This is a genomic window from Bradyrhizobium amphicarpaeae (assembly GCF_002266435.3).
Lineage (GTDB): Bacteria > Pseudomonadota > Alphaproteobacteria > Rhizobiales > Xanthobacteraceae > Bradyrhizobium > Bradyrhizobium amphicarpaeae.
This window is the reverse complement of sequence record NZ_CP029426.2, coordinates 4,056,265-4,082,803: the sequence shown is the minus strand read 5'-3', so window position 1 is coordinate 4,082,803 and position 26,539 is coordinate 4,056,265. Positions and strand designations below refer to the sequence as shown.

Annotated in this window: 26 protein-coding genes, 1 tRNA gene and 1 pseudogene; 21 read left to right on the top strand and 7 right to left on the bottom strand. The window is 64.1% G+C overall.

The window, feature by feature from the left end; translation table 11 throughout:
- Positions 1-55: 55 nt before the first annotated feature.
- The 6 genes from CIT40_RS18970 to CIT40_RS18945 all read left to right on the top strand — a co-directional run bounded on the left by CIT40_RS18970 (position 56) and on the right by CIT40_RS18945 (position 3,727).
- Positions 56-484, top strand: coding sequence for a PaaI family thioesterase (locus CIT40_RS18970; protein WP_094891794.1), 429 nt, complete (start codon positions 56-58; stop codon positions 482-484).
- 158 nt (positions 485-642) lie between these two features.
- Positions 643-1,107, top strand: a complete 465-nt coding sequence (rplM, locus tag CIT40_RS18965; protein ID WP_091965253.1) for a 50S ribosomal protein L13 — start codon at positions 643-645, stop codon at positions 1,105-1,107.
- Between the two features lies 1 nt (position 1,108).
- A complete protein-coding gene (gene rpsI, locus CIT40_RS18960) occupies positions 1,109-1,585 on the top strand; it encodes a 30S ribosomal protein S9 (protein WP_094891793.1) in 477 nt (158 codons plus the stop codon).
- A gap of 228 nt (positions 1,586-1,813) precedes the next feature.
- A complete protein-coding gene (locus CIT40_RS18955) occupies positions 1,814-3,028 on the top strand; it encodes a GGDEF domain-containing protein (protein ID WP_094891792.1) in 1,215 nt (404 codons plus the stop codon).
- Between the two features lie 60 nt (positions 3,029-3,088).
- Complete coding sequence (locus tag CIT40_RS18950) at positions 3,089-3,328, top strand: hypothetical protein (protein WP_094891791.1); 240 nt, start codon at positions 3,089-3,091, stop codon at positions 3,326-3,328.
- 102 nt (positions 3,329-3,430) lie between these two features.
- The gene (locus CIT40_RS18945; RefSeq protein ID WP_094891790.1) at positions 3,431-3,727 is read left to right on the top strand and encodes an antibiotic biosynthesis monooxygenase family protein; all 297 of its coding nucleotides are present in this window, start codon (positions 3,431-3,433) and stop codon (positions 3,725-3,727) included.
- 6 nt (positions 3,728-3,733) lie between these two features.
- Here the strand turns inward: CIT40_RS18945 and CIT40_RS18940 are convergent, their stop codons facing one another.
- Positions 3,734-4,870 carry an AI-2E family transporter gene (locus tag CIT40_RS18940; protein WP_162307565.1) on the bottom strand — a complete coding sequence of 379 codons (1,137 nt, stop codon included), beginning with the start codon at positions 4,868-4,870 and terminating at the stop codon, positions 3,734-3,736.
- 135 nt (positions 4,871-5,005) lie between these two features.
- On the opposite strand from CIT40_RS18940, the gene CIT40_RS18935 reads away from it, so the two are divergent.
- Positions 5,006-5,716, top strand: a complete 711-nt coding sequence (locus tag CIT40_RS18935; protein WP_094891788.1) for a hypothetical protein — start codon at positions 5,006-5,008, stop codon at positions 5,714-5,716.
- A gap of 91 nt (positions 5,717-5,807) precedes the next feature.
- The gene (locus CIT40_RS18930) at positions 5,808-6,581 is read left to right on the top strand and encodes a gamma-glutamyl-gamma-aminobutyrate hydrolase family protein (RefSeq protein WP_162307564.1); all 774 of its coding nucleotides are present in this window, start codon (positions 5,808-5,810) and stop codon (positions 6,579-6,581) included.
- Positions 6,582-6,589: 8 nt separating this feature from the next.
- Here the strand turns inward: CIT40_RS18930 and CIT40_RS18925 are convergent, their stop codons facing one another.
- Positions 6,590-6,826 carry a hypothetical protein gene (locus CIT40_RS18925; RefSeq protein WP_094891787.1) on the bottom strand — a complete coding sequence of 79 codons (237 nt, stop codon included), beginning with the start codon at positions 6,824-6,826 and terminating at the stop codon, positions 6,590-6,592.
- A 70-nt stretch (positions 6,827-6,896) separates the two neighbouring features.
- Between CIT40_RS18925 and CIT40_RS18920 the strand changes: the two genes are divergently transcribed.
- The 5 genes from CIT40_RS18920 (at position 6,897) to CIT40_RS18900 (ending at position 12,094) form a co-directional block, all read left to right on the top strand.
- Positions 6,897-7,844: a haloalkane dehalogenase gene (locus CIT40_RS18920; protein ID WP_202975460.1), complete on the top strand. Its 948-nt coding sequence runs from the start codon at positions 6,897-6,899 to the stop codon at positions 7,842-7,844.
- An 848-nt stretch (positions 7,845-8,692) separates the two neighbouring features.
- Positions 8,693-8,929 (top strand): hypothetical protein, encoded by a 237-nt coding sequence (locus CIT40_RS18915; RefSeq protein WP_094892050.1) that lies wholly within the window; start codon positions 8,693-8,695, stop codon positions 8,927-8,929.
- 309 nt (positions 8,930-9,238) lie between these two features.
- Positions 9,239-9,778 (top strand): TRAP transporter small permease subunit, encoded by a 540-nt coding sequence (locus CIT40_RS18910; protein WP_094891786.1) that lies wholly within the window; start codon positions 9,239-9,241, stop codon positions 9,776-9,778.
- A complete protein-coding gene (locus CIT40_RS18905; protein WP_094891785.1) occupies positions 9,775-11,379 on the top strand; it encodes a TRAP transporter large permease in 1,605 nt (534 codons plus the stop codon). The genes CIT40_RS18910 and CIT40_RS18905 overlap by 4 nt, the downstream gene beginning before the upstream one ends.
- 103 nt (positions 11,380-11,482) lie before the next feature.
- Positions 11,483-12,094 carry a hypothetical protein gene (locus CIT40_RS18900; RefSeq protein WP_094891784.1) on the top strand — a complete coding sequence of 204 codons (612 nt, stop codon included), beginning with the start codon at positions 11,483-11,485 and terminating at the stop codon, positions 12,092-12,094.
- 204 nt (positions 12,095-12,298) lie between these two features.
- On the opposite strand, the gene CIT40_RS18895 is transcribed toward CIT40_RS18900, so the two are convergent.
- The gene (locus CIT40_RS18895) at positions 12,299-13,276 is read right to left on the bottom strand and encodes a GlxA family transcriptional regulator (protein ID WP_094891783.1); all 978 of its coding nucleotides are present in this window, start codon (positions 13,274-13,276) and stop codon (positions 12,299-12,301) included.
- A 153-nt stretch (positions 13,277-13,429) separates the two neighbouring features.
- On the opposite strand from CIT40_RS18895, the gene CIT40_RS18890 reads away from it, so the two are divergent.
- Positions 13,430-13,693 carry a tautomerase family protein gene (locus CIT40_RS18890; protein WP_094891782.1) on the top strand — a complete coding sequence of 88 codons (264 nt, stop codon included), beginning with the start codon at positions 13,430-13,432 and terminating at the stop codon, positions 13,691-13,693.
- A 77-nt stretch (positions 13,694-13,770) separates the two neighbouring features.
- On the opposite strand, the gene glnA is transcribed toward CIT40_RS18890, so the two are convergent.
- Entirely contained in the window at positions 13,771-15,180 is a 1,410-nt protein-coding gene (gene glnA, locus CIT40_RS18885; RefSeq protein ID WP_094891781.1) for a type I glutamate--ammonia ligase, read from the bottom strand.
- Positions 15,181-15,331: 151 nt separating this feature from the next.
- On the bottom strand, positions 15,332-15,670 hold the full coding sequence (locus CIT40_RS18880; protein WP_007603495.1) for a P-II family nitrogen regulator: 339 nt from the start codon (positions 15,668-15,670) through the stop codon (positions 15,332-15,334).
- A gap of 380 nt (positions 15,671-16,050) precedes the next feature.
- Here CIT40_RS18880 and CIT40_RS18875 point away from each other — a divergent pair, with 380 nt between their 5' ends.
- Complete coding sequence (locus CIT40_RS18875) at positions 16,051-17,550, top strand: NAD(P)H-hydrate dehydratase (protein WP_094891780.1); 1,500 nt, start codon at positions 16,051-16,053, stop codon at positions 17,548-17,550.
- 7 nt (positions 17,551-17,557) lie between these two features.
- On the opposite strand, the gene CIT40_RS18870 is transcribed toward CIT40_RS18875, so the two are convergent.
- On the bottom strand, positions 17,558-18,874 hold the full coding sequence (locus tag CIT40_RS18870; RefSeq protein WP_094891779.1) for a multicopper oxidase domain-containing protein: 1,317 nt from the start codon (positions 18,872-18,874) through the stop codon (positions 17,558-17,560).
- Between the two features lie 154 nt (positions 18,875-19,028).
- On the opposite strand from CIT40_RS18870, the gene CIT40_RS18865 reads away from it, so the two are divergent.
- The 3 genes from CIT40_RS18865 (at position 19,029) to CIT40_RS18855 (ending at position 21,565) form a co-directional block, all read left to right on the top strand.
- A tRNA-Leu gene (locus CIT40_RS18865) sits at positions 19,029-19,113 on the top strand.
- A 173-nt stretch (positions 19,114-19,286) separates the two neighbouring features.
- Positions 19,287-20,648: a trigger factor gene (tig, locus tag CIT40_RS18860; RefSeq protein ID WP_094891778.1), complete on the top strand. Its 1,362-nt coding sequence runs from the start codon at positions 19,287-19,289 to the stop codon at positions 20,646-20,648.
- 284 nt (positions 20,649-20,932) lie between these two features.
- Complete coding sequence (locus tag CIT40_RS18855; protein ID WP_094891777.1) at positions 20,933-21,565, top strand: ATP-dependent Clp protease proteolytic subunit; 633 nt, start codon at positions 20,933-20,935, stop codon at positions 21,563-21,565.
- A 46-nt stretch (positions 21,566-21,611) separates the two neighbouring features.
- Here the strand turns inward: CIT40_RS18855 and CIT40_RS18850 are convergent, their stop codons facing one another.
- Positions 21,612-21,833, bottom strand: coding sequence for a hypothetical protein (locus tag CIT40_RS18850; RefSeq protein WP_148667215.1), 222 nt, complete (start codon positions 21,831-21,833; stop codon positions 21,612-21,614).
- 178 nt (positions 21,834-22,011) lie between these two features.
- Between CIT40_RS18850 and clpX the strand changes: the two genes are divergently transcribed.
- The 3 genes and pseudogenes from clpX to CIT40_RS18835 all read left to right on the top strand — a co-directional run bounded on the left by clpX (position 22,012) and on the right by CIT40_RS18835 (position 26,510).
- Positions 22,012-23,283 carry an ATP-dependent Clp protease ATP-binding subunit ClpX gene (gene clpX, locus CIT40_RS18845; protein WP_094891775.1) on the top strand — a complete coding sequence of 424 codons (1,272 nt, stop codon included), beginning with the start codon at positions 22,012-22,014 and terminating at the stop codon, positions 23,281-23,283.
- A gap of 327 nt (positions 23,284-23,610) precedes the next feature.
- The gene (lon, locus tag CIT40_RS18840) at positions 23,611-26,034 is read left to right on the top strand and encodes an endopeptidase La (protein ID WP_094891774.1); all 2,424 of its coding nucleotides are present in this window, start codon (positions 23,611-23,613) and stop codon (positions 26,032-26,034) included.
- A gap of 72 nt (positions 26,035-26,106) precedes the next feature.
- Positions 26,107-26,510 (top strand): annotated as a pseudogene (locus CIT40_RS18835) (GFA family protein).
- Positions 26,511-26,539 lie beyond the last annotated feature (29 nt).

Here is a 26,539-nt window from a genome sequence, read left to right as displayed (position 1 = left end):
AATGACGCAGATAACTTAATGTAACAGGGCAAGCGAAGCGAGGGTGGGGAACAGCATGGCGTTAGCGAAAATGAGCGTGGCGGATGTCGAGCAATTCCTCCGCGTCGAATTTCCCCAGGCGTTCAGCGGCGACGACATCACGATCGAAAGCGCGGACGGCCAGACCTGCCTCTTGCGGCAGCGTTTCAGCGAGAAGATGCTGCGGCCCGGTGGAACCGTGTCGGGCCCGACGCTGATGGCGCTGGCCGATTTCGCGATGTACGTGGTGCTGCTGTCCGCGATCGGGCCGGTCGGGCTCGCCGTGACCACCAATCTCAACATCAATTTCCTGCGCAAGGGTCAGCCGGGCCAGGACGTGCTGGCGGAGGCACGGCTGCTCAAGCTCGGCAAGCGGCTGGCGGTCGGAGAGGTCAAGCTGCTGTCGGGCACCTCGCCCGATCCGATCGCCCATGTCACCTCGACCTATTCCATTCCAAATGTTTGAGCTTTTCGCAGGTAATATAGTACCATATTTTTAATGCGTTGATATTGCTGATCTAATTTGCGTTGCGGGGCATTGACCGTTGCGCCTCCCTTCTCTAGAAATCCGCGCAGTCCGGTGCGGTGTTCGCGCCGATGCTCCCCGTCCACGGAAACTCTGACATGAAAACCTTTTCGGCAAAGCCGGCTGAGGTGACGAAGAAGTGGGTGCTGATCGACGCCAAGGGTCTGGTCGTCGGCCGCCTCGCCACCATCGTCGCCATGCGCCTGCGCGGCAAGCACCTCCCGACCTACACCCCGCACGTTGATTGCGGCGACAACGTCATCATCATCAACGCGCAGCATGCGGTCCTCACCGGGCGCAAGCGCGAGCAGAAGACCTACTACAAGCACACCGGCTATGTCGGCCACATCAAGGAGCGCACCGCGCGCCAGATCCTCGAGGGCAAGCATCCCGAGCGCGTGCTCGAGAAGGCCGTCGAGCGCATGATCCCGCGTGGTCCGCTCGGCCGCGTCCAGATGGGCAACCTCCGCGTCTATGGCGGCGCCGATCATCCGCACGAGGCCCAGACGCCCGAGAAGATCGATATCGCCAAGTTGAACCGCAAGAACACGAGGGCCGCATAACATGGCCGAATCCATCCAGTCGCTCGACCAGCTCTCGCAGCTCAAGACGGCGGCGCCCGATGCGCCCAAGCACGAGAAGAAGGTCGACAAGTTCAATCGCGCCTATGCCACCGGCAAGCGCAAGGACGCGGTCGCCCGCGTCTGGATCAAGCCGGGCGCCGGCAAGGTCACGGTCAACTCGCGCGAGGTCGAGGTCTATTTCGCCCGTCCCGTGCTGCGCATGATGATCGAGCAGCCGTTCTCGGTGGCCGCGCGTTCGGGCCAGTACGACGTCGTCTGCACGGTTGCCGGCGGCGGCCTGTCCGGCCAGGCCGGCGCGGTCCGTCACGGCATCTCCAAGGCGCTCACCTATTTCGAGCCGGAGCTGCGTACCGTGCTCAAGAAGGGCGGCTTCCTGACCCGCGACTCGCGCGTCGTCGAGCGCAAGAAGTACGGCAAGGCCAAGGCCCGCCGGTCCTTCCAGTTCTCGAAGCGTTAATCGCTTCGGTCGGATTCGCCGCGAAAGCGGCTTCAATGAGATGCAAAAGGGCGCTGATTTCAGCGCCCTTTTTGTTGTTCGTTTGTATGCAAATTGATGGCGTGTTTCCAGAAAACTTGGGTGCCCGCGAAAACCTGAATGGAACCCGGCAGACCTAGCGTCGCCTTTGGAAGGGCGCGCAAATCGGATGTACCGGTCGCGTAACTGCTATGGCTTAAGGGGGCCGACATGATGTCGCTCGATAGCATCACGCTCTATTTGGTTGCCACCATGGTCGCCGCACTGCTCGGCGCCATGATGGTTTTCTTCGGCAGGCAGGAGAACAGCCCTGCGCTGAAATGGTGGGGCACCGCCTATCTCCTCGGTGCCGCCTCCGTCGCGCTGTGGACCGCGGCCGGCGACAGGCTGGGCCCGCATCTCTACCTCGCGCTGAACGCGGTCGGCTTCGTCGCCTGCGGCATGGTGTGGAACGCGGCGCGCGTCTTCCACGGCCGCAAGCCGAACTGGGCCGGCCTCGTGCTCGGCGCGCTCGCCTGGGTCGCCGCCGTCACGCTGCTCGACCCCGAGGCATCCATGGTGCGGATGATCGTCGGCGCCGGCATCGTCTCGGTCTACGCGGCACTGACCGCCAGCGAGCTCTGGACCGAACGGCGCAAGAGCCTGCAGCGACGCTGGCCGGCCCTCGTGATGCCGGTGATGCACGGCTGCGTGCTGATGCTGCCGGTCCTGATCGGCAGCTTCCTGCGTCCGCACGATGCCGGCTTCTCCCAGAGCATCTGGGTCAAGGTGTTCGCGGTCGAACTGATCCTCTACGCCGTCGGCACCGTATTCGTGATCTTCATGCTGGTGTCCGAGCGCACCGTGACCGCGCACCGCACCGCCGCGTCGACCGATCCCCTGACCGGCATGCTCAACCGCCGCGGCTTCTCGGAAGCCTGCGGCCGCGTGATCGAGCGCGAGGCCAAGGCCGGCCGTCCCGTCACCGTGATGATCTTCGACATCGACCATTTCAAGTCGATCAACGACCGCTTCGGCCACCCCGCCGGCGACGAGATGCTCAAGCTGTTCTCCACCGTCGTCGTCAGCAATCTGCGTATCACCGACATGTCGGGCCGCATCGGCGGCGAGGAATTCGCAGCACTGCTGCCGTGTTCGCTGGAGGAGGGCGTGCTGGTTGCCGAGCGGGTGCGCGAGGCGTTCGAGACCTCCGGCGTCGTGGTCGATGAGGGCCCGGTCGACACCACCGTCAGCATCGGCGTCGCCGGCGGTCCTGCCGGCACCGAGCTCGAGGTGCTGCTGGCATCCGCCGACACTGCGCTCTACCAGGCCAAGCGCGGCGGCCGCAACCGCGTCGAGGCGGCTGAAGAGCTGCCGCTGTCGCTGGAGAACTGGCGCCGCCAGAGCGCCGCGCGGATCAGTACGCCGCGGCCAGCCACCGCCTGAGACGCAAGGCAGCAGCCGCGGTAATCCCCTGTTTACCATTCGATCCCTACCATTGCGGTCATGGAATCGATCCGTCGACAGAACCCGCAAGCTGCCCTGATGTCGCTCGAAGCCGCTGCGGCCTCGGCACGCAGCGGGTTCGCCTGCCTGTTCTCGACCTCGGACGAATACGAGAGCGCGCTGATCACCGAGCGCCGTGCGCAGGGGCGTTACACGCAAACCCGCCGAAGTACCTGGCCGCTCGCGCTGTTCATCGGCTGCGCTCTCATCGTGGCGGGAACGGTTTTGCTCCTCGTCTGAGAGATCTGCATTTCTAGGCCGAGCAGGGCGCCGTTTCGGCGCCTTTTGCTTTTTCGCCGTCTGCGCTAGACACGCCCATCGAACAAAAACGGGTGGAAACAGATGATCACCGAGATCGCGCAAATCGACGTTAAGCCGGGCAGCGAGAAGGACTTCGAGGCCGCTGTCGCCAAGGCCAAGGCCGCCTTCGGCCGCTCCAAGGGCTTTCACGGCTTCGAACTGCACAAATCGATCGAGAAGCCGCAGCGCTACCGGCTGATGGTGAAATGGGCGACGCTGGAGAGCCACACCGTCGATTTCCGCGGTTCGGAGAATTTTGCCGAATGGCGCGGCCTCGTCGGCCAGTATTTCGCCTCGCCCCCGGAGGTCGAGCACACCGAGACCGTGCTGACGACCTGAGCAGGCTCAGGTCGCCTCCGCAGTTGGCGCTTCATACGTCTTGAAATGATCGATCATGACCTTGGCGATGGCGACCAGCGGCAGCGCCAGCGCCAGGCCCCAGATGCCGAACACGACGCCGAGCACGATCTGGAACGCGAACAGCGTGGCCGGCGGGATGTCCAGCGCCTGCCGCTGCAGGATCGGCGTCAGCACGTAGCTCTCCATGGCGTGCACGCCCATGAAGAGCAGAAAGGCCGACAGCGCCGGGATCCAGCCCGAGGCGAGGCTCGCCAGCACCACGACGACGCCCGCGATGATGGCTCCGAGGGTCGGGATGAAGGCGAGCAGGCCGGCCTGAATTCCCAGGATGAACGAGCCGGGGATGCCGATGACGGCAAGCCCGATCCAGGTCACCACCCCGACCGCGAGCATGACGATGATCTGCGCGATCAGCCAGCGCTCCAGGGTTTCGCTGATGCGATCGATGATGAGGGCGAAGCGGGTGCGGTGCCTCGCCGGCGCGAGATAAAGCAGGCCGTCGTGATAGACGCCGGGCTGGGCGGCGAAGGCAAGGCCCAGGAACAGCACGATGAAGATGTTACCGACACCGTGGATGGTACCGAGCAGCAGCTTGAAGGTCTGGCTCACGATTGCGCCGCCGCTGGAGGCCAGCGCACCGGCGCTCGGCAAGGAACCGCGCGAGGGCGCTGCCGGTGCGGGCGCCGCCTCCGACGGAATATTGGCCGAGGAGTCGGTCGCTCCATTGCCGAAATCGAAGAAGCTGGTGTCGATGCCGTGGCTGTCGAGGTAGGACTTCACGTTTCCGATCTGCGACTTGATGGTCTTGCTCAGCAGCGAAGCCTGATCGGCGATGGTGGCGCCGCCGAGATAGGCGACGCCGGCGAGCATCAGGGCGAGCGCGGTGCAGACGATCGCGAGCCGCACCGCATGCGGCAGGGGCACGCGGCGGCCGAGCGCGCCGGTCAGTGCGTTGAGGCCGAGACCGAGCAGCATGCCGGTAAAGATCAGCAGCACGGTGGCGGCGAAATACCAGGTGAAGGCGAGCAGCGCGGTGAACAGCACGACGCCGATGCCCCCGACCGAGATCGCCCATGCGAGGTCGCCGCGGGTCCGGGAGCGTTCATCTTTGGACATGGTCACGTCGGGGCCCTTTCAGCGCAATTCGCGCCGCACTCTCTCGACAAACACGCTTCGGATCAAGGCCGCGTCGACGCGCCGGTTTGACGCCGGCGCGCCGACGGTGCACAGCGATGAGGAAAGAACAATGGGGGCGGTTTGAGCTTCATCAGCAAATGGGCCGGCCTGCTCGGGCTTCTGGCGGTGCTCGTGATCGGCGACCAGATCCGGATCAACCGGCCCGGGCACAAATATCGTCTCACCGTCGAGGTCACGACGCCTGACGGGATCAAGACCGGATCCGGCGTTCTGGCCGTCGTGCCCGACCGCAACTACAACCGCGGCGGCCGCACCACGATGCGCGGGGAGGCGGTGTTCGTCGATCTCGGCCAAAACGGCGCCAAGGGCAAGAATCTGATGGCATTGCTGGCGCACCAGCATGGTCCGAAACTGGACTTCGACGACATCAACTATGTCGCGCTGCGTGCCTATGGCGCCGCGCGTGGCAACCGCGTCTCCTTCAACGATATCCAGCGCCAGACCGGCGTCGTCCCGGTACAGGCAGACCTGGTGCCGGTGCTGGTCAGCTTTGGCGATCCCCATGACCCCGGGACGGCGCGCCTTGTCGCCGGCGACAAGGCGGAGGCGGTTCTGGGCGAGGGCTATGCGATCCGGGGCCTCACGGTCGAGGTCGTGCCCAACGGGTTCTGGCCGATTGATTTCGGTGGGGCGCTCGGAGAGCCCGTGACGCGCGGCCTCGAGGCGAAACTGCCTTGGCTGGCCGCGCCGGGCGATCCGGCGGCAACCGCACTGCAGGCCGCGGGCCTGCCCGCCGGGGGTGAGGCCCGGGAGGCATTTGCGCGAAAATAGCATTGCCGTCCCGCGATCCCTTCTGTTGAATTTGTTCCAGCCGAAGGGCATGTTTGGGGAATCTTCCTATCGGAGAGGCGCGGAACGACAGATGAGAAAGCCGGTCGTCGGCGTGATCGGGAATGCCCATCGCGTCGAAAATCGATTTCAGGTCCAGATGGTCGGCGAGCGCAATTTGCGCGCCGTGGCCGAGGTTTCCGGCGGCCTGCCGATGATGTTCGCGGGCGCGCCTGATATCACCGATATCGGCGCGCTGCTCGATGTGGTCGACGGGATCGTGCTCACCGGCGCCCGCGCCAACGTCCATCCGACCCGCTTCAACGTCGACCCGTGCGAGCGGCACGAGCCCTACGATATCCATCGCGACGAGGTGGCGCTGGCGCTTTCGGTCGCCTGCGTTGCCCGCGGCGTGCCGCTGTTCGGCATCTGCCGCGGCCTGCAGGAGATGAACGTCGCCTTCGGCGGCTCGCTGCATCCGGAGATCCGCGAAATTCCCGGCCGCATGAACCATCGCATGCCCCGGCTCGAGAACGGCGAGATCCATCCCGATCCGACCGTGGTGTTCGCCGACCGTCACGACGTTGAACTGACGCCGGGCGGGGCGTTCGCAAGGCTGCTCGGCTGCGAGAAGATCAGGGTCAATTCGCTGCACGGCCAGGGCATTCTCGATCCCGGCAAGCGCGTGCTGGTCGAGGGCGTCGCCGAGGACGGTACCATCGAGGCGATCCGGATCGCGGAAGCCCCGACCTTTGCCCTCGGTGTGCAATGGCACGCCGAATACGATCCCCAGCACAATCCGGTCAACCGCAAGCTGTTCGAAGCGTTCGGCGAGGCGCTGGTCGCAAGGCAGAGGGCGGCGGCGTAGGCGCGGGCCTAGAATCCGAAGAATTCGGCGCGGAGCCCGGCTTCGTAGTTCGCCTTCGCCGCCTTGGCGATCGTGCGCGCATTCTCTTCGTCGAAGTGCGCCTTTTCCCATTGGTCGAGCTGGGCTAAGGAATGGTCGGCGGCGACGGCGACCGCTTCTTCGTGTCGAATGGCCGCGATCCAGTTGTCGACCGCGCTCTTGTACGCGGCTTGAAGGTCGTCGAGCTCCGGATGTTCGCTGCTCATGTTCGACCTCGCCGTGGGTGAACGCCATTGTTGGCGCCGGGTGTGAGCTATAGATGCCGCCAATGAACAAATGACGACAGCTGACGGCATGCGGCGCGTCGACAACGAGGAGGTTTCGACCATGGCGATCACGGCTTTGCGGACTCCCGATGCGCGCTTTGCCGGTCTGCCCGGCTATGCGTTCGCGCCACACTACAGGGACGATCTCCCCGGCTATGCGGGGCTGCGGATGCACTATCTCGACGAGGGCGCGGGCAACGCCCGCGTCGCGCTCTGCCTGCATGGCCAGCCGACCTGGAGCTATCTCTACCGCAAGATGATCGGCGGCCTCGTCGACGCCGGCTACCGGGTGGTCGCGCCTGACATGTTCGGCTTCGGCCGCTCCGACAAGCCGGCTGAGGAGGCGGTCTACACCTTCGACTTCCACCGCGACAGCCTGATGGCGCTGATCCGCGCGCTCGATCTTCGTCGCATCACCCTGGTTTGCCAGGACTGGGGCGGTCTGCTCGGCCTCACCATCCCGATGGAGATGGCCGACCGGTTCGAGGCGCTGCTGATCATGAACACCACGCTGGCGAGCGGAGACCGCCCGCTGACAAAGGGCTTCCTCGACTGGCGCGCCTGGAACAACGCCAATCCGGACATGGCAGTCGGCAGGCTGATGGCGCGCGCCTGCCCGCAGCTCTCGCCCGCGGAGGCCGCGGCCTATGACGCGCCGTTCCCCGATGCCACCTACAAGGCGGGCGTGCGGCGCTTCCCGAACCTCGTGCCCGACCGGCCCGACGCCGGCGGCGCCGCGATCTCCCGCAAGGCCCGCGACTGGTGGCGCAACGACTACAGCGGGACGACGGCGATGGTGATCGGCATGACCGATCCCGTCCTGGGGCCTGTCGTGATGGAGGACATGCGCCAGACCATCCGCAACTGTCCCGCCCCGGTTGAGCTCGCCGCGGCCGGGCACTTCGTGCAGGAATGGGGCGAGGACGTCCTGAAGGGCGCCTTGCCGCTGTTGAAGTGAGCGGGCGGCGCGGCGGGGCAGGGCGACTTCGGTCCATCTCAAATCGCAGTCTCGTGGAGGCAAGGCATCGCGGCAAGGCATCGCGATCTCGCGGCGCGTTTCGCCCGAGGCTTGATGTCGTTTCGCGCTCCTTGAAAGGCCAAAGGGCGCAGGGAAGGCCGGGCGCCGGCGGCACCCGCAATCCGTGCGCAACAGAAATGCACACGGGGTGGACCACAGGTGTTGCCGGTCGCCCGGCCTTCCCTGCGCGGATGGTTTTAACGGTGTCCTTCGCGCTCTCCTCGGGGAGCGATGCACTATTGCCCCCGTCGCCTTGCGGATGGCTGATGCGCGTGCCCGGTCGGGCCGCCGCATCACCGCTAAGGCATGGCGCCAGAACCGCGGGCGTCGGGACCACACGACTTCTCCGTCCGCGGACGATTTGGCCTCAGCGCCCGGGGCTTGGTGTGCGCACCCCGGACCATCGACCAAACCGCTGTGACCGCGCCGTGTCGTATGCGCATCGCGCCGGGACTCAACGGTCGCCCGCCCTTGTCCCCACGCAATCGCGCCGGCGCTACCGCGTCCACCGCACCCCGGCCCGCATCTCGTGACGATCGCGAAGCGCCCCCTCTGGCAGGGCCGGGATGCGCGAGCGTATGCCACAAATCCGAAATTCGGTAAAGTAGAATATTTTTGATGCGGGGGGCTTGACCGGGTGTTTTGCCCGACGCCTCTCGAGAGTGACCCTGAGCGGGTCGGGTCGCGTTGCGCTATCCCAATGCCGGGAGGCGCTTGATCGGCCAGACTTGCTTGGCGGGGCTGGCAGATCCAATTTAGGTTCTGTCCCGAGGCGGAGGATGACCTTCATGAGCAGACCTGTGAAGACGGAAAGCGAACTGATCGCCATGGCCAAGGCCGAGTTGAAGGTTCACGCCGACTGTCCCGATGGAATGACAATCTCGATCCTCCGCGATGGTCGTTCCTGGGAGTTTCGAGCCAGTGCAGACCGGGCCACTTCGGATCGGCCCGGCTACCCCGAATGCGTGGCGATGCTCGTCCAGATCGGCGACCACCTCTGCAAGCAGTACGACGTCGAGGGCTAGGCAGTCCCTTCGAGGATCGGATTGCCGGAAGCGCTGCACGCCAACCGGGTTCATCACTGCGACCAAATTTTCGGCGTCGCTGCGGCACATTGTCCATTTTCTGGTTGACCCTAAATCGGCCGACGGTAAATGTATCTTGCTTCACGCGGCGGGTAAGACCTGACAGGTCTTGCCAAAAACCGGCAACAAGAACGGGCGGAAGCATCAGGAGGGTGGACTAGCTCCCGCGCGGAAGTGGACGGACGCTGATTTGGCGTCACGGTCCTGCTCGTTTGGGGTCAGCACTCAGCGAGCGGGGAAAAGGCATCGATGCGCCCATTGTTGGCGGTGAGTACGGCTATCGACTGGCTGAACGAAAAGGTCGGCAACGTCTGCAACATCCTGGTGCTCGCGGCCTGCGCGGTCAGCGCTATCAATGCGATGATCCGGTATGCCTTCAGCTATAGCTCCAACAGCTGGCTCGAGACGCAGTGGTATATGTTCGCTGTCGTCGTGATGTTCGGCTCGTCCTATACTTTCAAACGCAACGAGCATGTCCGCGTCGAAATCATGTACCTCATGCTGTCCGAACGCGGCCAGCTATGGCTCGACTTGATCGGGACATTGGTTTTCCTCGTCCCGGCGTGCGTGCTTCTCAGCTACCTCTCATGGTCGATGTTCTACAACTCGTTCGTCATCGGCGAGATGTCCAACAACGCCGGCGGCCTCATGCGGTGGCCGATCAAGTTCGTCCTGCCGGCCGGGTTCTTTATGGTCGCCCTGCAAGGCGTCTCGGAGGCCATCAAACGCGCGGCCGCCTTGCGCGGTGAAGTCACGATCGATGCGAAATACGAGCGGCCGACCCAATGATCACGATTGAGATGATGCCGCCGCTGATGTTCGGCGGGCTGGTCCTGGCAATGCTGATCGGGTTCCCCGTCGCCTTCACGCTGGCCGCCCTCGGGCTTTCGTTCGGATTCCTCGCGATCCACGAAGGATTCTTCGGGTTCAGCTTCCTCCAGGCCATCCCGGAGCGCATCTACGGCAGCGTTCTCGCCAACGAACTGTTGCTGGCGATTCCGTTCTTCACGTTCATGGGCGCGATCCTCGAACGATGCGGCCTCGCGGAGGATATGCTGGATTCCATGGGGCAGCTGTTTGGCCCCATCCGCGGCGGTCTCGGCTATTCCGTGATCATCGTCGGCTTCATCCTCGGGGCTATTACGGGCACCGTGGCCGCGCAGGTGATCGCGATGGCGCTGATCTCGATGCCGGTGATGATCCGCTACGGCTACAACATGCGCTACATCACCGGCGTGCTCGCAGCGTCCGGCACCATCACCCAGCTGGTCCCACCCTCGCTGGTTCTGATCGTGCTCGCGGACCAGCTCGGCAAGTCGGTCGGTGACATGTATCTCGGCGCCTGGGGCCCATCGATCCTCCAGATCGCACTCTTTGCCGGCTACACGTTCGTACTGAGCGTGATCAAGCCCGGCCACGTCCCGGCGGTGCCGAAGGAAGCAAGGACGCTGACGGGCTGGGCGCTCTGGCGTAAATGCCTTCTGGGCATCATCCCGTCTGCCGTCCTGATCTTCGTGGTGCTCGGCACCATGATGCTCGGCCTTGCCACCCCGACCGAAGCGGGCGCGATGGGCGCAGTCGGCGCCATCGTTCTTGCCGTCATCCATCACAAGGATTTCAGCTCGGCCGGGCACAAAATATTGCTCATCGGCGTGGCGGCCGCGGGTGTCGGCACCATCATCGGCATCTACTTCACGCCGAATCTGGTGTTCAAGATCGCCTTCGCGATCGCCTATCTCGCGGTCGCCTGGGTCTGCATCGAGGCGATCAGGATTCCGGACCTGCGCATCCTGGTCAAGCAGGGCTACGAGACCACCATGCGCATCACCTGCATGGTGACGTTCATCCTGATCGGATCGACCTGCTTCTCGATCGTCTTCCTCGGTTGCAATGGTGGTGTCTGGCTCGAGCACATGCTGACATCCCTGCCGGGCGGGGTCTGGGGCTTCCTGATCTTCATGAACCTATTCATCTTCTTCATCGCTTTCTTCCTCGACTTCTTTGAGATCGCCTTCATCATCATCCCGATGATCGCGCCGATCGCGCAGAAGCTGCTCACTCCCGTCGTCGGGGCGGATGCTGCCTTGATCTGGTTCGGTGTCATGCTCTGCGTCAACATGCAGACCTCCTTCCTGCATCCTCCCTTCGGCTTTGCGCTATTCTACTTGCGGGGCGTGGCGCCGAAGGAGGTCAAAAGTTCGGACATCTATTGGGGCGCGATGCCATGGATCGGCCTGCAGGCGATCATGGTCGCGGTCGTCATCGCATTCCCGATCACCGTCACGGGGTTGCTGGACGCTCCCAGGAAGGTGGATCTGGACAAGATCAAGATCGAAATTCCTGATATCGAGATGCCGCCGCCGCTCGATTTCGGCCAGCCGAAGAATTGAGAACTTGTTGTGGTTCAATCCGAAACATGATCGTGCTTTGTATCGTGTCCGGTCAGGCGTCCGCACGACTTCCAGCTCGTTCCCGGGATTGGATTGCCTCTCGATGATACGCAGCTTCACTGCCACAGTCCTTGTCCTGTTCGCGTCCTGCGCATTCGCCCAAAGCGCGCCGCCGCGGGAGGGCCCGATCAGCTGCGCTGCGCCGGTTGCGCCTGACGATACCGAGCGGAGCCTGAAGCAGCGCTACGGCAAGGACGCCGTGGTGCAGGAGCTGCCGGGCGCCGAGGGCGAACGCTACAAGGGCGTCGTGCTGTTCCCGAAGGCGGGGGACCGTCGCATCGAGATCGCCTTCACCGACGACAAGGCCGGACGCGCCTCCGGCCTGACCTTGCGCGACGCGGGAAAGGTGAACGTCTGGAATGTCGCCGGCGTCACGATCGGATCCAGCCTTGCCGACGTGCAGAAGGCCAACGGCAAGCCGTTCCTCGTCAGCGGCTTCGAATGGGACTATGGTGGCTTCGTCACCGATTGGAAGGGTGGCGCGCTCAGCCGGCCGCTGCAAGGCGGTTGCACGGTGACGATCCGCTTCGGCGGCAAGACAGGCGCGCCAAGGTCGCTGTCGGGTGACGGCGTGAAGGCGGCGTCGGATGGCGCGGCGCTGGTGAAATGGGCGCCAGTAGTGACGGAGATCGGTGTGAATTTTCCGGACAGGTGACGATCGGTGCGATTGCGTATGCCGGATCAGCCGGAGGCATGATCCGCCATACTTGGAGTGGCGCCATGCACTCGAGCATTCCATTCTGGACGCGATAAACCAATCAGTAGGAATTGCTCCGCCCTGATTTTTCCGGCCCTGATTTGTTCTTTGAGAACGAAGTGGAGTCGGATGCGGAACGAAAGCGGATGTCCCGGGGGCGGCTCACGCCGTGCGCTCTGTCCGCCGCGCGCGATAGGCCTGTGGTGACATCAGGGTCAATTTCCGGAAGGCCTTGCGAAAGCTGCTCTCGTCCTCATAGCCGGCCGTCCGTGCGATCGCCTTGATCGGCTGCGTCGTCGTCTCCAGCAGCGTGCGCGCATGCTCGACGCGGCGGCGCATGATGAAGGCCTGCGGCGGCTCGTGCGTGAGATCCTGAAACTTCCGGTTCAGCGTGCGCTCGCTGAGGCCGAGCGCGCCGGCGAGCCGCTTGACCGTCATGGGAGCCTTGCCGGGGCGGCGAACCAAGAGGTCGGCCCTGGTCAGCAGCGGGTCCTGCGAGAGCAGATAGCCGACCGGCATGAATATCGACTGGGTGCGCTGCGCGGTGTCGATGACGACGTAGTCCGCGCATAATTTTGCGATCTGCTTGCCTTCGACCATCTCGATCAATCTGAGCAGCAGGTCGACCCACGACATCGGGCCGGCTGCGCAGACGATGCGGTCCGCAGCCGTGATGACGGCGTCGGCGGCGAGGTCGATCGTGGGATGACGCTGCCGCAGCTCGCCTTGCAGCCACCAGGTGATGGTGGCGCGGCGGTTGTCGAGCAGGCCGGCTCCGGCCAACAGGAACACCCCGCTGCAGAACGCACCGATCAGCCGGCCGTTCGCGTGTTGCTGCCGGAGCCAGGCGCCGGCCCGGGCATATTGCGGTTGCAGGCGCTCGGCCGTGACGTGATCGACGAGGTTACCGGGGACGAGGATCGCGTCGAAGCGCGCCCGTGCTCCGACCGCGCCGTCGGCCGCGACTATCTGCCCGCCGCCGGCGCGCACGGGCTTGCCGTCGAGCGAGAGTGTCTGCCAGCTGAAGCGGGGCTTTGCACCGCTCTGCTGCATGACGTGATTGGCGAGCGAGAGGATGTCGGCGACGCCGGCAATCGCAGAGTGCATGCAGCCTTCCACGGCCAGAATTGCAAGCTTCATGGGGAGCTCCAGGCGGGACGCGGCGATCCTGTCCGATCGGTGCGCGGACCGCGTGGCGGAAATTGCCCGATCTCTGTCTTATCCGCCACTGCCTCGCCGGTCACGTTCGGGTCAATCTGCCCCCGTCGTCACACGACATGATTGGAGAGAGACATGCCTTACGTCACCATTTCCACCGTCCGCGGCATCCTGGATGCCGCGCAGAAGAAGGCGCTGCTCGATCGCGTCACCGATCTCCTGGTCGAGATCGAAGGACAGGGCAATGCGGACTTCCGCCGTAACGTCTGGGTCAGGATCGAGGAGCAGGATCCCTCGCACTGGTCGCTCGGCGGCATGCAGCCGACAGCTGAGATCATCGCCGGCACGTTCGGTACGATCGGGGCGGACGGGCTGCGGATCGCGCGGCAGAAGGCTTAGGTTCGCCTCGAGCCGAAAAACGAAAAGGCGCCTCCTTTCGGAAGCGCCTTTTGCTTGTCGCAGACGGTTCAGGCCGCTTAGCCCGAATAATACATCTCGAACTCGACCGGGTGCGGGGTCATTTCGAAGCGGGCGACTTCGGTCATCTTCAGCTCGATATAGGCGTCGATGAAGTCGTCGTCGAACACGCCGCCGGCCTTGAGGAAGCCGCGGTCCTTGTCGAGGTTTTCCAGCGCCTCGCGGAGCGAACCGCAGACGGTCGGGATCTGCTTCAGCTCTTCCTTCGGAAGGTCGTAGAGGTCCTTGTCCATCGCCGGACCCGGATCGATCTTGTTCTTGATGCCGTCGAGGCCGGCCATCAGCATCGCGGCGAAGCCGAGATAGGGATTGGCCATCGGATCGGGGAAGCGAACCTCGACGCGCTTGGCCTTCGGCGAAGCGGTGTAGGGGATGCGGCAGGAGGCCGAACGGTTGCGCGCGGAGTAGGCGAGCAGCACGGGAGCCTCATAGCCCGGGACCAGACGCTTGTAGGAGTTGGTCGACGGATTGGTGAAGGCGTTGATCGCCTTGGCGTGCTTGATGATGCCGCCGATGTAGTGCAGGCAGGTCTCCGAGAGATCGGCGTATTTGTTGCCGGCGAACACCGGCTTGCCGTCCTTCCAGATCGACTGGTGCACGTGCATGCCCGAGCCGTTGTCGCCGAAGATCGGCTTCGGCATGAAGGTGGCGGTCTTGCCGTAGATGTGCGCGACCTGGTGGATGCAGTACTTGTAGATCTGCATGTGGTCGGCCATCAGCGTCAGCGTGTCGAACTTCATGCCGAGCTCGTGCTGGGCGGAAGCCACTTCGTGATGGTGCTTCTCGACCTTGACGCCCATCTTGGCCATGGCGCCGAGCATTTCCGAGCGCATGTCCTGCACCGAGTCCTGCGGCGGCACCGGGAAATAGCCGCCCTTGGTGCGGATGCGGTGGCCGAGATTGCCGCCTTCGTATTCGGTGTCGGAATTGGTCGGCAGCTCCGAGGAGTCGAGCCGGAAACCGGTCTTGTAGGGCTCGGCCGAAAAGCGCACGTCGTCGAACACGAAGAATTCGGCTTCGGGACCGACGAACACGGTGTCACCCACGCCCATCGACTTCACCATGGCTTCGGCCTTCTTGGCGATGCCGCGGGGGTCGCGGTTGTAGGGCTCGCCGGTGGTCGGCTCGAGCACGTCGCAGGTGATGACCATGGTGGTCTCGGCGAAGAACGGGTCGATCGTCGCAGTGACCGGATCGGGCATCAGGCACATGTCGGACTCGTTGATCGCCTTCCAGCCGGCGATCGAGGAGCCGTCGAACATGGTTCCTTCGGCGAAGATGTCGTCATCGATCATGCTGACGTCGAACGTCACATGCTGCCACTTGCCACGCGGATCGGTGAAGCGCAGGTCGACGTACTTGACGTCGTTGTCCTTGATCGATTTCAGGACGTCTTTGGCGGTCTTCATGCATACCCCTTTTGGCTCTGCGGGTCGGTTTCCAGATGAGCAAAATTATTCTCGCTCGAGCGAGTTTTGCGCGACCGCACAAACGAAATCAGGCCGCCGAAGCAGCCTTCATTCTAGTCGCAGTGTCGCAAAATTCGGGATAGCACCCGGCTCAGATAGCGTCCAGCCCGGATTCGCCGGTTCGGATGCGGATCGCCTCTTCGATGTTGGAGACGAAGATCTTACCGTCGCCGATGCGGCCGGTTTGCGCGGCGCGACGGATCGCGTCGATGGCGCGCTCGACCAGATCGTCGCCGATCACGATCTCGATCTTCACCTTGGGCAGGAAGTCGACGATGTATTCTGCGCCGCGGTAGAGCTCGGCATGGCCCTTTTGCCGGCCAAAGCCCTTGGCTTCGGTGACGGTGATGCCCTGAAGGCCGACTTCCTGAAGCGCTTCCTTCACCTCGTCGAGCTTGAATGGCTTGATGATGGCTTCGATTTTCTTCACTGCGCGCCTCCCGGCCTTGAACAAATAGCAACGTCTTCGTCAGGATGCGCTTTCTTAACGCACGATCTTGTCTTCGCTATGCCTGAAACCCCTGACCAGTCCGGCATCAACGGCCGGCCACACTCTGATAGATGCCAGTGAGCACGACGAACCGAAGCGGCTTCCTCGAAAGCAGGGTCTATGCCAAGTTGCAAATGCCCTGATTATTGGAGCGTTATCAGCCTTTTAACGTGCACCTCTGAGCAGTGGCGCCGACCTGCACAAAATACCGAAGACTACGAAATAGGCAAACGGTTCAATATGTGTGCAGATCGATGTTCCCCAGGGTGGGGCGGCACGTCACGTGCCTGTTGAAAAGGCGTTTGGACCAGGGAAGTGGCATGGAAGTTCTGACCACCGCTGAAATGCAGCGTGCCGACCAGCTCACCATCGCGGCCGGCACGCCGGGTTTCAAGCTGATGCTGAGCGCGGGGCAGGCGGTCGCCGATGCCGCCCATGCGCTGGTGGAGGAGGGGCCGATCCTGATCGTGGCCGGCCCCGGCAACAATGGCGGGGACGGTTTTGTCGCCGCCGCCGAGCTCGCCGCGCAGGGGCGCGAGGTCTCGATCATCCTGATGTGCGAGCGCGACCAGCTCCAGGGCGACGCGGCCTCGGCCGCGCGCGGCTGGAAGCACCCGGTGCTCCCGTTCAATCCGCAGGCGATCGGACGGCCCGCGCTGATCATCGACGCGCTGTTCGGCGCAGGCCTCAGCCGTCCCGTCGATGGCGAGGCGCGTGCGATGATCGAGGCGATCAATAGCAACGGCGCCGTGGTGCTCGCGGTCGACCTGCCGAGCGGCATCAACGGCACCAGCGCGGCCGTGATGGGCGCGGCGGTGAACGCCACCGAGACCGTCACCTTCTTCCGCAAGAAGCCGGCGCATCTGTTGTTGCCGGGCCGGATGCATTGCGGCCATGTGCGTGTCGCCGACATCGGCATCGACGCGCAGGTGCTCGACGAGATCGCGCCGCGGACCTTCGAGAACGATCCGGATGTCTGGGGCGCCGCCTTTCCAGTGCCGCGCATCGACGGCCATAAATACGCGCGGGGGCATGTGCTGGCGGTCTCCGGCGATGCGGCGGCGACCGGCGCTGCGCGGCTGGCCGCGCGCGGGAGCTTGCGCGCCGGCGCGGGGCTGGTGACGCTGGCGAGCCCGCGCGATGCGCTGGCGATCAACGCGGCCGCGCTCACGGCGGTCATGGTTCGCCCCGTCGACACCGCGATCGAGTTCGGCGAGCTGCTCGGCGACAAGCGCTACAACACTTGCATCATCGGCCCCGGCGCCGGCATCGGTGAACGCACCTGCGATCTCGTTCACACGGCGCTTAACGCGCAGCGTCATCTGGTGCTCGATGCCGATGCGCTGACGAGCTTTGCCGCAAACCCTGCGCGGCTGTTCGAATCGATCAAATCGTCACATGACAATGCGGTGGTGCTGACGCCGCACGAGGGCGAGTTTCCGCGCCTGTTCTCGGACCTCAGCAACAAGAATCCTGGCCGCTCCAAGCTGGAGCGCGTGCGCGATGCCGCCGAACGCTCCGGCGCGGTCGTGCTGCTGAAGGGCCCGGACACCACCATTGCGGCCCCCGACGGCCGCGCGACCATCGCGGCCAATGCGCCGCCCTGGCTCGCCACCGCCGGCGCCGGCGACGTGCTCGCCGGCATCATCGCTGGCCTGCTGGCGCAAGGCGTGCCGGCGTTCGAGGCCGCCAGCATCGGCGTCTGGATGCACGGCGAGGCCGCACGTGAGGCCGGGCCCGGCCTGATCGCGGAGGATCTGACCGAGACGCTGCCGGCCGTGCACCGGCGGATCTATGATGCGCTCGGCATCGAATATTGAGTCCGCTTCACTCCACCGCGTACCACCGCACCAGCCGCGGCGCGGCCCAGTCGGTGGCGACGGATTCGATCAGCCATTGTCCGGGCGCGGTCGCCGCGAAGGCGATGCGCTGGATCTGGCCGGGCTCGATCGCGAGCGTGTCGAGCCAGTAGGGCTTCCAGCCGTCGTCGAGCCTGTCGAGCAGGCGGAAGGGGTGGCCGTGCAGGTGGAACACGGTGGTGACAGGGGCGCTGTTCTTGACGGCCAGCACCACGGTGCGGCCGGTCCCGGCGCGGAAGATGGGGGCGGAGGCGGTGGAAAAGCTCGCCGGCCGTGCCCAGCCCGCGTCTGCGGCGCCGAGCGCGACATCGAACCGCAGGGCGCCTTTCAGGTCGAGCTTCTCGGGCAGGTCGTTCGGAGGGAGGGGCTGCGCCGGCATCAGCGGCACCCGGCGATCGAGCTGGCCGGATATCTTCAGGCGGCCGACCTGGCGAGCCTCCTTGCCGTCATGCAGCAGCAACGCGGCCGATGTGGCCGCATCCACGAATGCGTCCGCGCGCGCGCCGGGCGCCAGCACCAGGGCCCCGTTGCGGGCCGAAAACGGCTCGGCCGGTTGCCCGTCCAGGGCCATCACTTGGACGTCGTGGCTTTCCAATTTGATTGCCAGAACAGTGCGTTGCGAGCCGTTGATCAAGCGCAGCCGCAGCCGCTGATTGCCCATCGCTGAGTGTTCGAATGAAGTTTGCCCGTTGATCGTGTAGAGCGGCATCGCATCCTTCGGGGCCTGGCCAGGCGGGACCGCGGTGCCATCCGGGCGCAGGCGCCATTCCTCGATCAGCAGGACGACGTCGCGATCGACGGTGACTGGGCTGGATTCGGCGACGATGACCGGAAGCGGACGGACAGGCTGCTTCTGATCGTCCTCGAAGAGGCGAAAGTCAGCCAACAAGGTCCCCGCGTTCAGCATTGAAATAATTGATGTTTCGACCGCATTTGGCGGGGCAGGCGCGCGCCCTCGCAACGGGTCGGTCGGGGCCCCGCTGTTCAGGCCGTACCAGACTGGTGCAAGCGGCACAGGCAGGTCGTTCCGAAATACCAGCTCGCAACGGTCGCCCCGCCTGAGACGGACGTCCCTGAGATGACTGGCCGCGGCCAGCTCCCAGATTGGTGTCGGTGGCCGATCCGGCTTGAGAGCCAGGCTTGTGGTCCGTGCCTGGAGGGCGATCTGGGCGGTCACGGCCGGAGCCGCTCCCCCAGCCATCAGCCCACCCGCGGACGCGCCGAGCGCCACTCCAAGCCCGGCCAAAAGCTCGCGTCTGTTCGGCTCGAATATCCCAGGTGTCATGAGCCGATCCCGACCACGCCGCGCTGGATAAGTCCAGCCGCCGTGCCTAGGTAAAGCCTGCCTCGATCGGGCCATTTTTTTGCTGCGAACAGTCAGGCGCATGTTATAAGCCCGGCCGCCCGCGGCATCGCGGCCGGTCTTGATGCAAATTCACGCGGGCGTGGCGGAACTGGTAGACGCGCTGGATTTAGGTTCCAGTGACGAAAGTTGTGGGGGTTCGAGTCCCTCCGCCCGCACCAAGCGCTTATCGCGTTTGCACGGATTACGAGACCTGCTTTCGCGCGGATGTTCGTCCGCCGGGAGCCGGTTCGATGAAGCACCGGCGTTGAGGCGTCCGCCTCGCGCCGGATCGATTAATGACAGCGTCCCGACGCATGCGCGCCGGGACCGAACGGGAAGAAGATTGGACGCCATGCAGGTCACAGAAACCCTCTCGGAAGGTTTGAAGCACGAGTTCAAGATCAGCGTTCCCGCGTCTGATCTCGACGCCAAGGCCGGCGCCAAGCTCGTCGACCTCAAGGACAAGGTCCGCATCAACGGCTTCCGCCCCGGCAAGGTACCGGTCACGCACCTGAAGAAGGTCTACGGCCGCTCGGTGATGGCCGAGACCATCGACCAGACCATCCGCGACACCAACACGCAGCTGTTCTCGGAGCGTGGCTTCCGCCTTGCGACCGAGCCGAAGATCACCATGCCGAGCGAGCAGGCCGAGGTCGAGGAGCTCCTGAGCGGCAAGACCGATCTGACCTACACGGTCGCGATCGAGGTGGTGCCGGCGATCGCACTCGCCGACTTCAAGACCTTCCAGGTCGAGAAGCCCGTGGCCGAGGTCTCCGATTCCGACGTCGACGAGGCGATCAAGCGCATCGCCGATACCAACCGCGGCTACGCCGCGAAGGCCGAGGGCGCCAAGGCCGAGTCGGGTGACCGCGTCACCATCAACTTCAAGGGCACCATCAACGGCGAAGTCTTCGAGGGCGGCACCGGCGAAGGCATCCAGGTCGTGATCGGCTCGAACACCTTCATCCCCGGCTTCGAGGAACAGCTCACCGGCATCGGCGCGGGCGAGACCCGCACGCTGAAAGTGTCGTTCCCCAAGAACTACATGAACGACAAGCTCGCCGGCCAGCCGGCCGAGTTCGAGACCACCGCGACCACGATCGAAGCGCCGCAGGACGTCGCGATCGACGACGAGTTCGCCAAGACGCTCGGCCTGGAATCGCTCGACAAGCTCAAGGAAGCCGCACGCGAGCGGCTGGTTGCCGAGTTCGCCGGCGCGACGCGCCAGCGCGTCAAGCGCGCGCTGCTCGACCGTCTCGACGAAGCGCATCGCTTCGAGGCGCCGCCCTCGCTGGTCGACGAGGAGTTCAATCTGATGTGGAACTCGGTCAAGGCCGAGATGGACTCCGCCGGCAAGACCTTCGCCGACGAGGACACCACCGAAGACAAGGCCAAGGAAGAGTACCGCAAGATCGCCGACCGCCGCGTGCGGCTCGGTCTCGTGCTCTCCGAGATCGGCGAGAAGAACAAGATCACCGTGACCGACGACGAGGTCGGCCGCGCCGTGATCGAGCGCGCCCGCTCGATGCCCGGCCGCGAGAAGGAGGTCTGGGACTATTACCGCAGCAATGCCCAGGCGCTGGCCCAGCTTCGCGCACCGATCTATGAAGACAAGGTCGTCGACTTCATCCTCGAGCTCGCCAACGTGACCGAGAAGAAGGTCTCGCGCGAGGACCTCTACAAGGACGACGAGGCGGAAAAGACCGCGGCCTGAAGGGTTTGACGCAGTCACCTATTAAGGATGATCGGCGAAGAGGCCCAGCTAGCCAGATGGCCGGCTGGGCCTCTTCGTGCGAATCAGCTTCAACTGCCCCCCGGATTAAGCCTTAATTCGCTCCGCACTTGTCAGAACCGAATTGGGCTATATCTGTCGGTACGCCCTTCTATCTATCTCTACCAAGTTCCTGCATCACAGGACGTCCATCCCCCTCCGGCAGATCCAGCCAGAACTGGCGGCCAGGCCCGGCGATGTCCGTCTCCGAAAACCCTAGGTGACTCATGCGCGATCCGGTTGAAACCTACATGAACCTCGTGCCCATGGTGGTCGAGCAGACCAACCGTGGCGAGCGCGCCTACGACATCTTCTCGCGCCTTTTGAAGGAACGCATCATCTTCCTGACCGGTCCGGTCGAGGACGGCATGTCGACGCTGGTCGTCGCCCAGCTTCTGTTCCTCGAGGCGGAAAATCCGAAGAAGGAAATCTCGATGTACATCAACTCGCCGGGCGGCGTGGTGACGTCGGGCCTTGCGATCTACGACACCATGCAGTTCATCCGTCCGCCGGTGTCGACGCTGTGCACGGGGCAGGCCGCCTCGATGGGCTCGCTGCTGCTCTGCGCCGGCGAGAAGGACATGCGCTTCTCGCTGCCGAACGCGCGCATCATGGTGCACCAGCCCTCCGGCGGCTTCCAGGGCCAGGCGACCGACATCATGCTGCACGCCCAGGAAATCCTGAACCTGAAGAAGCGGCTCAACGAGATCTACGTGAAGCACACCGGCCAGACCTACAAGGCGATCGAGGATGCGCTGGAACGCGACAAGTTCCTCACCGCGGCCGACGCGAAGGAGTTCGGCCTGGTCGACAAGGTCATCGACAAGCGCGCCGAGGAGCCGGCGGCGAAAGCCCCGTAGCACTACTGGAGTGTGACGGCGATCCCTCAGAGATCGCTTGTCACCATCAGGTGGCGTTCACGCTATGGCCGCGTGGCGCGTCGCACAACGGGGTTTTGCGCCCTGCGACAGGCAGAAAGTTCCGCTTTCGTGCTTGTTTTTCGTGGCTATCCAGCAACGCCGGGGTGATTTCGATCACTTCGCCCGTGCCAAGACCGGAAATCACGGTATTGTCACGGATGGTCGGCAGCCCCCGATTAGCGAATTCTTGATAGTCGGGTGACAGCATGGTTGGCTACGAACGATCGGCTATGATCGCGGAGAATCGCGTGACCGTGATTCGCACGGGAAGTAATGCGTAGGGTCTTTTTTGGTACGGAATTTGCTCTACTTAAGCTTCATGCCGGCCATCGTGTCGGAATGAAGCGATCGAGCGGAACGGAATCGAACCGCGGACGGAGACAGGAATGAGTAAGGTCGGCACGAGCGACTCCAAGAACACGCTATATTGCTCGTTCTGCGGCAAGAGCCAGCACGAAGTCCGCAAACTGATCGCGGGTCCCACCGTCTTCATTTGCGACGAGTGCGTCGAGCTCTGCATGGACATCATCCGCGAGGAGAACAAATCCTCGCTGGTCAAGTCGCGCGACGGTATTCCGACGCCGAAGGAAATCTGCAAGGTCCTGGACGACTACGTGATCGGCCAGAGCCACGCGAAGAAGGTCCTGTCGGTCGCGGTGCACAACCACTACAAGCGCCTCAACCACCAGACCAAGCACAACGACGTCGAACTCGCGAAGTCGAACATCCTGCTGATCGGTCCGACCGGTTCGGGCAAGACGCTGCTCGCGCAAACGCTCGCCCGCATCCTGGACGTGCCGTTCACGATGGCGGACGCGACCACGCTGACCGAGGCCGGCTATGTCGGCGAGGACGTCGAGAACATCATCCTGAAGCTGCTCCAGTCCGCCGACTACAATGTCGAGCGCGCCCAGCGCGGCATTGTCTACATCGACGAAATCGACAAGATCAGCCGCAAGTCCGACAACCCCTCGATCACGCGCGACGTGTCGGGCGAGGGCGTGCAGCAGGCGCTGCTGAAGATCATGGAAGGCACGGTGGCTTCGGTCCCGCCGCAGGGCGGCCGCAAGCATCCGCAGCAGGAATTCCTGCAGGTGGACACCACCAACATCCTCTTCATCTGCGGCGGCGCGTTCGCCGGCCTCGACAAGATCATCTCGGCGCGCGGACGGTCGACCTCGATCGGTTTCGCGGCCCAGGTGATGGCGCCGGAAGACCGCCGCACCGGCGAGATCTTCCGTCACGTCGAGCCTGAGGATCTCCTGAAGTACGGCCTCATCCCCGAATTCGTCGGCCGTCTGCCGGTCGTGGCGACGCTCGAGGACCTCGACGAGGCCTCGCTGAAGAAGATCCTGACCGAGCCGAAGAACGCGCTGGTGAAACAGTACCAGCGGCTGTTCGAGATGGAGAACATCGAGCTGACCTTCGCCGACGAGGCGCTTGGCGCGGTTGCCCGCAAGGCGATCGAGCGCAAGACCGGTGCGCGCGGCTTGCGTTCGATCCTCGAGGCGATCCTGCTCGAGACCATGTTCGACCTGCCGGGCCTGGAAGGTGTGGAAGAGGTCGTGATTTCGCGCGAAGTCGTGGAAGGAACGGCGCGTCCGCTCTACATCTACGCCGATCGGTCCGATCGCGCCGTCGAGAACGCCAGCGCCTGATCGTCCGGCGCTGGAACGCTCCAATCGTACCCTCGAAGTCGGGCTGCGGACGTGTATCTCCGCAGCCGGTGTTGCGTCGCTTATTGCGTTGCGTAAGCGCCTGATGGCGCGTGTTTTTCAATGACTTGACACCCCCCGGGTCGATAGCCACCTAATGTCGGCGGCGAGCGAAACTTCTCTTCCAGATTCGCCTCAGTTCCGATCCGGCGAGCCGGTCCAACGCGAAAAACGGACCGATCGGTTTTGCGGATCACCTCGGCACCTTGTGGCGGTTGCGCATGAGCATGGCGGGCTGCGTGCAAGGGGGCAAAGCAAAAGGAAAAGGCCATGACTAATCCAAAACCCCGGCCAACCATCGTTCATGGCGAAACGCACGCCTATCCCGTGCTGCCGCTGCGCGACATCGTCGTCTTCCCGCACATGATCGTTCCGCTCTTCGTCGGCCGCGAGAAGTCGATTCGCGCGCTCGAAGAGGTGATGAAGAACGACGCGCTGATCATGCTCGCGACGCAGAAGAACGCGTCCGACGACGATCCGGCGCCCGACTCCATTTACGAGACCGGTACGCTTGCCAGCGTGCTGCAGCTCTTGAAGCTTCCCGACGGCACCGTGAAGGTGCTGGTCGAAGGGCTCGAGCGTGCGCGCGTGCAGAAATACACCGATCGCGCCGACTATTACGAAGCGACCGCCATTGCGCTGGCCGACACTGATGCGAAGTCGGTCGAGGCGGAAGCGCTGTCGCGCTCGGTCGTGTCCGACTTCGAGAGCTATGTGAAGCTCAACAAGAAGATCTCGGCCGAGGTCGTCGGCGTCGTGCAGGCGATCACCGATTTCGCCAAGCTCGCCGACACCGTTGCCTCGCATCTCGCCGTCAAGATCGCGGATCGCCAGGGTATCCTGGAGACGCTGTCCGTCACCACGCGCCTCGAAAAGGTGCTGGGCCTGATGGAGAGCGAGATCTCGGTGCTGCAGGTCGAGAAGCGGATCCGTTCGCGCGTCAAGCGGCAAATGGAGAAGACCCAGCGCGAGTATTATCTCAACGAGCAGATGAAGGCGATCCAGAAGGAACTCGGCGACGACGATGGTCGCGACGAGCTCGCCGACCTCGAAGAGAAGATCTCCAAGACCAAGCTCTCCAAGGAAGCGCGCGACAAGGCGCAGCATGAATTGAAGAAGCTGCGCCAGATGTCGCCGATGTCCGCGGAAGCGACCGTCGTGCGCAACTATCTGGATTGGCTGCTGTCGATTCCGTGGAACAAGAAGTCCAAGGTGAAGAAGGATCTGGAAGCCGCACAGGCCGTGCTGGACTCCGATCACTACGGGCTCGAGAAGGTCAAGGAACGGATCGTCGAGTATCTTGCGGTGCAGTCGCGCGCCAACAAGCTGACCGGACCGATCCTGTGCCTCGTCGGTCCTCCCGGCGTCGGCAAGACCTCGCTCGGCAAGTCGATCGCGAAGGCCACGGGGCGCGAGTTCGTGCGCGTCTCGCTCGGCGGCGTGCGCGACGAGGCCGAGATCCGCGGTCACCGCCGCACCTATATCGGCTCGATGCCCGGCAAGATCATCCAGTCGATGCGCAAGGCGAAGTCGTCCAATCCGCTGTTCCTGCTGGACGAGATCGACAAGATGGGCGCCGATTTCCGCGGCGATCCGTCGTCGGCTTTGCTCGAGGTCCTCGACCCCGAGCAGAACGGGACGTTTGCCGACCACTATCTCGAGGTCGACTACGATCTGTCGAACGTCATGTTCATCACGACCGCGAATACGCTGAATATTCCCGGCCCGCTGATGGACCGCATGGAGATCATCCGGATCGCGGGCTACACCGAGAACGAGAAGGTCGAGATCGCGCGCAAGCATCTGATCCCGAACGCGGTGTCCAAGCACGGCCTGGATTCCAAGGAGTTCTCGATCGACGACGACGCGCTGCTGCTCTTGATCCGCCGCTACACCCGCGAAGCGGGCGTGCGTAATCTGGAGCGTGAGCTCTCCACACTCGCCCGCAAGGCGGTGAAGGAGCTGATGATCTCCAAGAAGAAGTCGGTCAAGGTCACGGAGAAGACCCTCGAAGAGCTTCTGGGCGTGCCGAAGTACCGCTATGGCGAGATCGAGAGCGAGCCGCAGGTCGGTATCGTCACCGGCCTGGCCTGGACCGATGTCGGCGGCGAGTTGCTGACGATCGAAGGCGTCATGATGCCGGGCAAAGGCAAGATGACCGTCACGGGCAATCTGCGCGACGTGATGAAGGAGTCGATCTCCGCGGCGGCGTCCTATGTCCGCTCGCGTGCGATCACCTACGGCATCGAGCCGCCGCTGTTCGACCGGCGCGACATCCATGTGCACGTGCCGGAAGGCGCGACGCCCAAGGACGGTCCGTCGGCGGGCGTCGCCATGGCCACCGCGATCATCTCGGTCATGACCGGCATTCCGGTCCGCCACGATGTCGCGATGACCGGCGAGATCACTTTGCGCGGCCGCGTGCTGCCGATCGGAGGCTTGAAGGAGAAACTGTTGGCTGCGGCCCGCGGCGGCATCAAGACGGTGCTGATCCCCGAGGACAATGCCAAGGATCTCACGGAGATTTCCGATGCGATCAAGGGCGGCATGGAGATCATCCCGGTCTCGCGCCTCGACGACGTCGTCGCCAAGGCTCTGGTGAGGAAGCCGGTGCCGATCGTCTGGGAAGAGGACACCAAGGTGACGGTGAAGCCGGACGGCGACGAAGCCGCCGGTGGCCTGACCGCGCACTGAGATCGCAACTCGAAAAGATGATAGAACGGCGCCTTCGGGCGCCGTTTTTGTTTTGGCGGCAAGGAGGGGGAGATGCAGGTCGACGGGCAATGCCATTGCGGGCAGATCACCTTCGAGGCTGAGATCGAACCCGAGTCGGTCTCGGTTTGCCACTGCACCGACTGCCAGACGCTGACCGGCTCGCCGTTCCGCGTGACGGCGATCTGCAGCGGGACCGACGTCAAGCTCACCGCCGGCACGCCCAAGATCTACGGCAAGCGCGGCGACAATGGCCGGATGCGCTTCCAGCACTTCTGCGCCGATTGCGGTTCCCCGCTGTTCACCAGCGGCGAGGCGACCAGGCCGACGATTGGGGCATCCGCTGGGGCTCGATCCGTCAGCGCGACAAATTGCGGCCCGTTCGGCAGATCTGGTGCCAGTCGGCGGCGGTCTGGATCGACGCGGTGGTACTGCTGCCGGGGAGGCCGCAGGATTGAGGTCGGGCTTGCCGACCAAGGGCGGGTAG

What these genes read in the sequence shown, in the direction of transcription:
- CIT40_RS18970 (WP_094891794.1), top strand. Translation starts at nt 56, where the DNA reads ATGGCGTTAGCGAAAATGAGCGTGGCGGATGTCGAGCAATTCCTCCGC.
- rplM (WP_091965253.1), top strand. Translation starts at nt 643, where the DNA reads ATGAAAACCTTTTCGGCAAAGCCGGCTGAGGTGACGAAGAAGTGGGTG.
- rpsI (WP_094891793.1), top strand. Translation starts at nt 1,109, where the DNA reads ATGGCCGAATCCATCCAGTCGCTCGACCAGCTCTCGCAGCTCAAGACG.
- CIT40_RS18955 (WP_094891792.1), top strand. Translation starts at nt 1,814, where the DNA reads ATGATGTCGCTCGATAGCATCACGCTCTATTTGGTTGCCACCATGGTC.
- CIT40_RS18950 (WP_094891791.1), top strand. Translation starts at nt 3,089, where the DNA reads ATGGAATCGATCCGTCGACAGAACCCGCAAGCTGCCCTGATGTCGCTC.
- CIT40_RS18945 (WP_094891790.1), top strand. Translation starts at nt 3,431, where the DNA reads ATGATCACCGAGATCGCGCAAATCGACGTTAAGCCGGGCAGCGAGAAG.
- CIT40_RS18930 (WP_162307564.1), top strand. Translation starts at nt 5,808, where the DNA reads ATGAGAAAGCCGGTCGTCGGCGTGATCGGGAATGCCCATCGCGTCGAA.
- CIT40_RS18925 (WP_094891787.1), bottom strand. Translation starts at nt 6,826, where the DNA reads ATGAGCAGCGAACATCCGGAGCTCGACGACCTTCAAGCCGCGTACAAG.
- CIT40_RS18920 (WP_202975460.1), top strand. Translation starts at nt 6,897, where the DNA reads ATGACGACAGCTGACGGCATGCGGCGCGTCGACAACGAGGAGGTTTCG.
- CIT40_RS18915 (WP_094892050.1), top strand. Translation starts at nt 8,693, where the DNA reads ATGAGCAGACCTGTGAAGACGGAAAGCGAACTGATCGCCATGGCCAAG.
- CIT40_RS18910 (WP_094891786.1), top strand. Translation starts at nt 9,239, where the DNA reads ATGCGCCCATTGTTGGCGGTGAGTACGGCTATCGACTGGCTGAACGAA.
- CIT40_RS18905 (WP_094891785.1), top strand. Translation starts at nt 9,775, where the DNA reads ATGATCACGATTGAGATGATGCCGCCGCTGATGTTCGGCGGGCTGGTC.
- CIT40_RS18900 (WP_094891784.1), top strand. Translation starts at nt 11,483, where the DNA reads ATGATACGCAGCTTCACTGCCACAGTCCTTGTCCTGTTCGCGTCCTGC.
- CIT40_RS18895 (WP_094891783.1), bottom strand. Translation starts at nt 13,276, where the DNA reads ATGAAGCTTGCAATTCTGGCCGTGGAAGGCTGCATGCACTCTGCGATT.
- CIT40_RS18890 (WP_094891782.1), top strand. Translation starts at nt 13,430, where the DNA reads ATGCCTTACGTCACCATTTCCACCGTCCGCGGCATCCTGGATGCCGCG.
- glnA (WP_094891781.1), bottom strand. Translation starts at nt 15,180, where the DNA reads ATGAAGACCGCCAAAGACGTCCTGAAATCGATCAAGGACAACGACGTC.
- CIT40_RS18875 (WP_094891780.1), top strand. Translation starts at nt 16,051, where the DNA reads ATGGAAGTTCTGACCACCGCTGAAATGCAGCGTGCCGACCAGCTCACC.
- CIT40_RS18870 (WP_094891779.1), bottom strand. Translation starts at nt 18,874, where the DNA reads ATGACACCTGGGATATTCGAGCCGAACAGACGCGAGCTTTTGGCCGGG.
- tig (WP_094891778.1), top strand. Translation starts at nt 19,287, where the DNA reads ATGCAGGTCACAGAAACCCTCTCGGAAGGTTTGAAGCACGAGTTCAAG.
- CIT40_RS18855 (WP_094891777.1), top strand. Translation starts at nt 20,933, where the DNA reads ATGCGCGATCCGGTTGAAACCTACATGAACCTCGTGCCCATGGTGGTC.
- CIT40_RS18850 (WP_148667215.1), bottom strand. Translation starts at nt 21,833, where the DNA reads ATGCTGTCACCCGACTATCAAGAATTCGCTAATCGGGGGCTGCCGACC.
- clpX (WP_094891775.1), top strand. Translation starts at nt 22,012, where the DNA reads ATGAGTAAGGTCGGCACGAGCGACTCCAAGAACACGCTATATTGCTCG.
- lon (WP_094891774.1), top strand. Translation starts at nt 23,611, where the DNA reads ATGACTAATCCAAAACCCCGGCCAACCATCGTTCATGGCGAAACGCAC.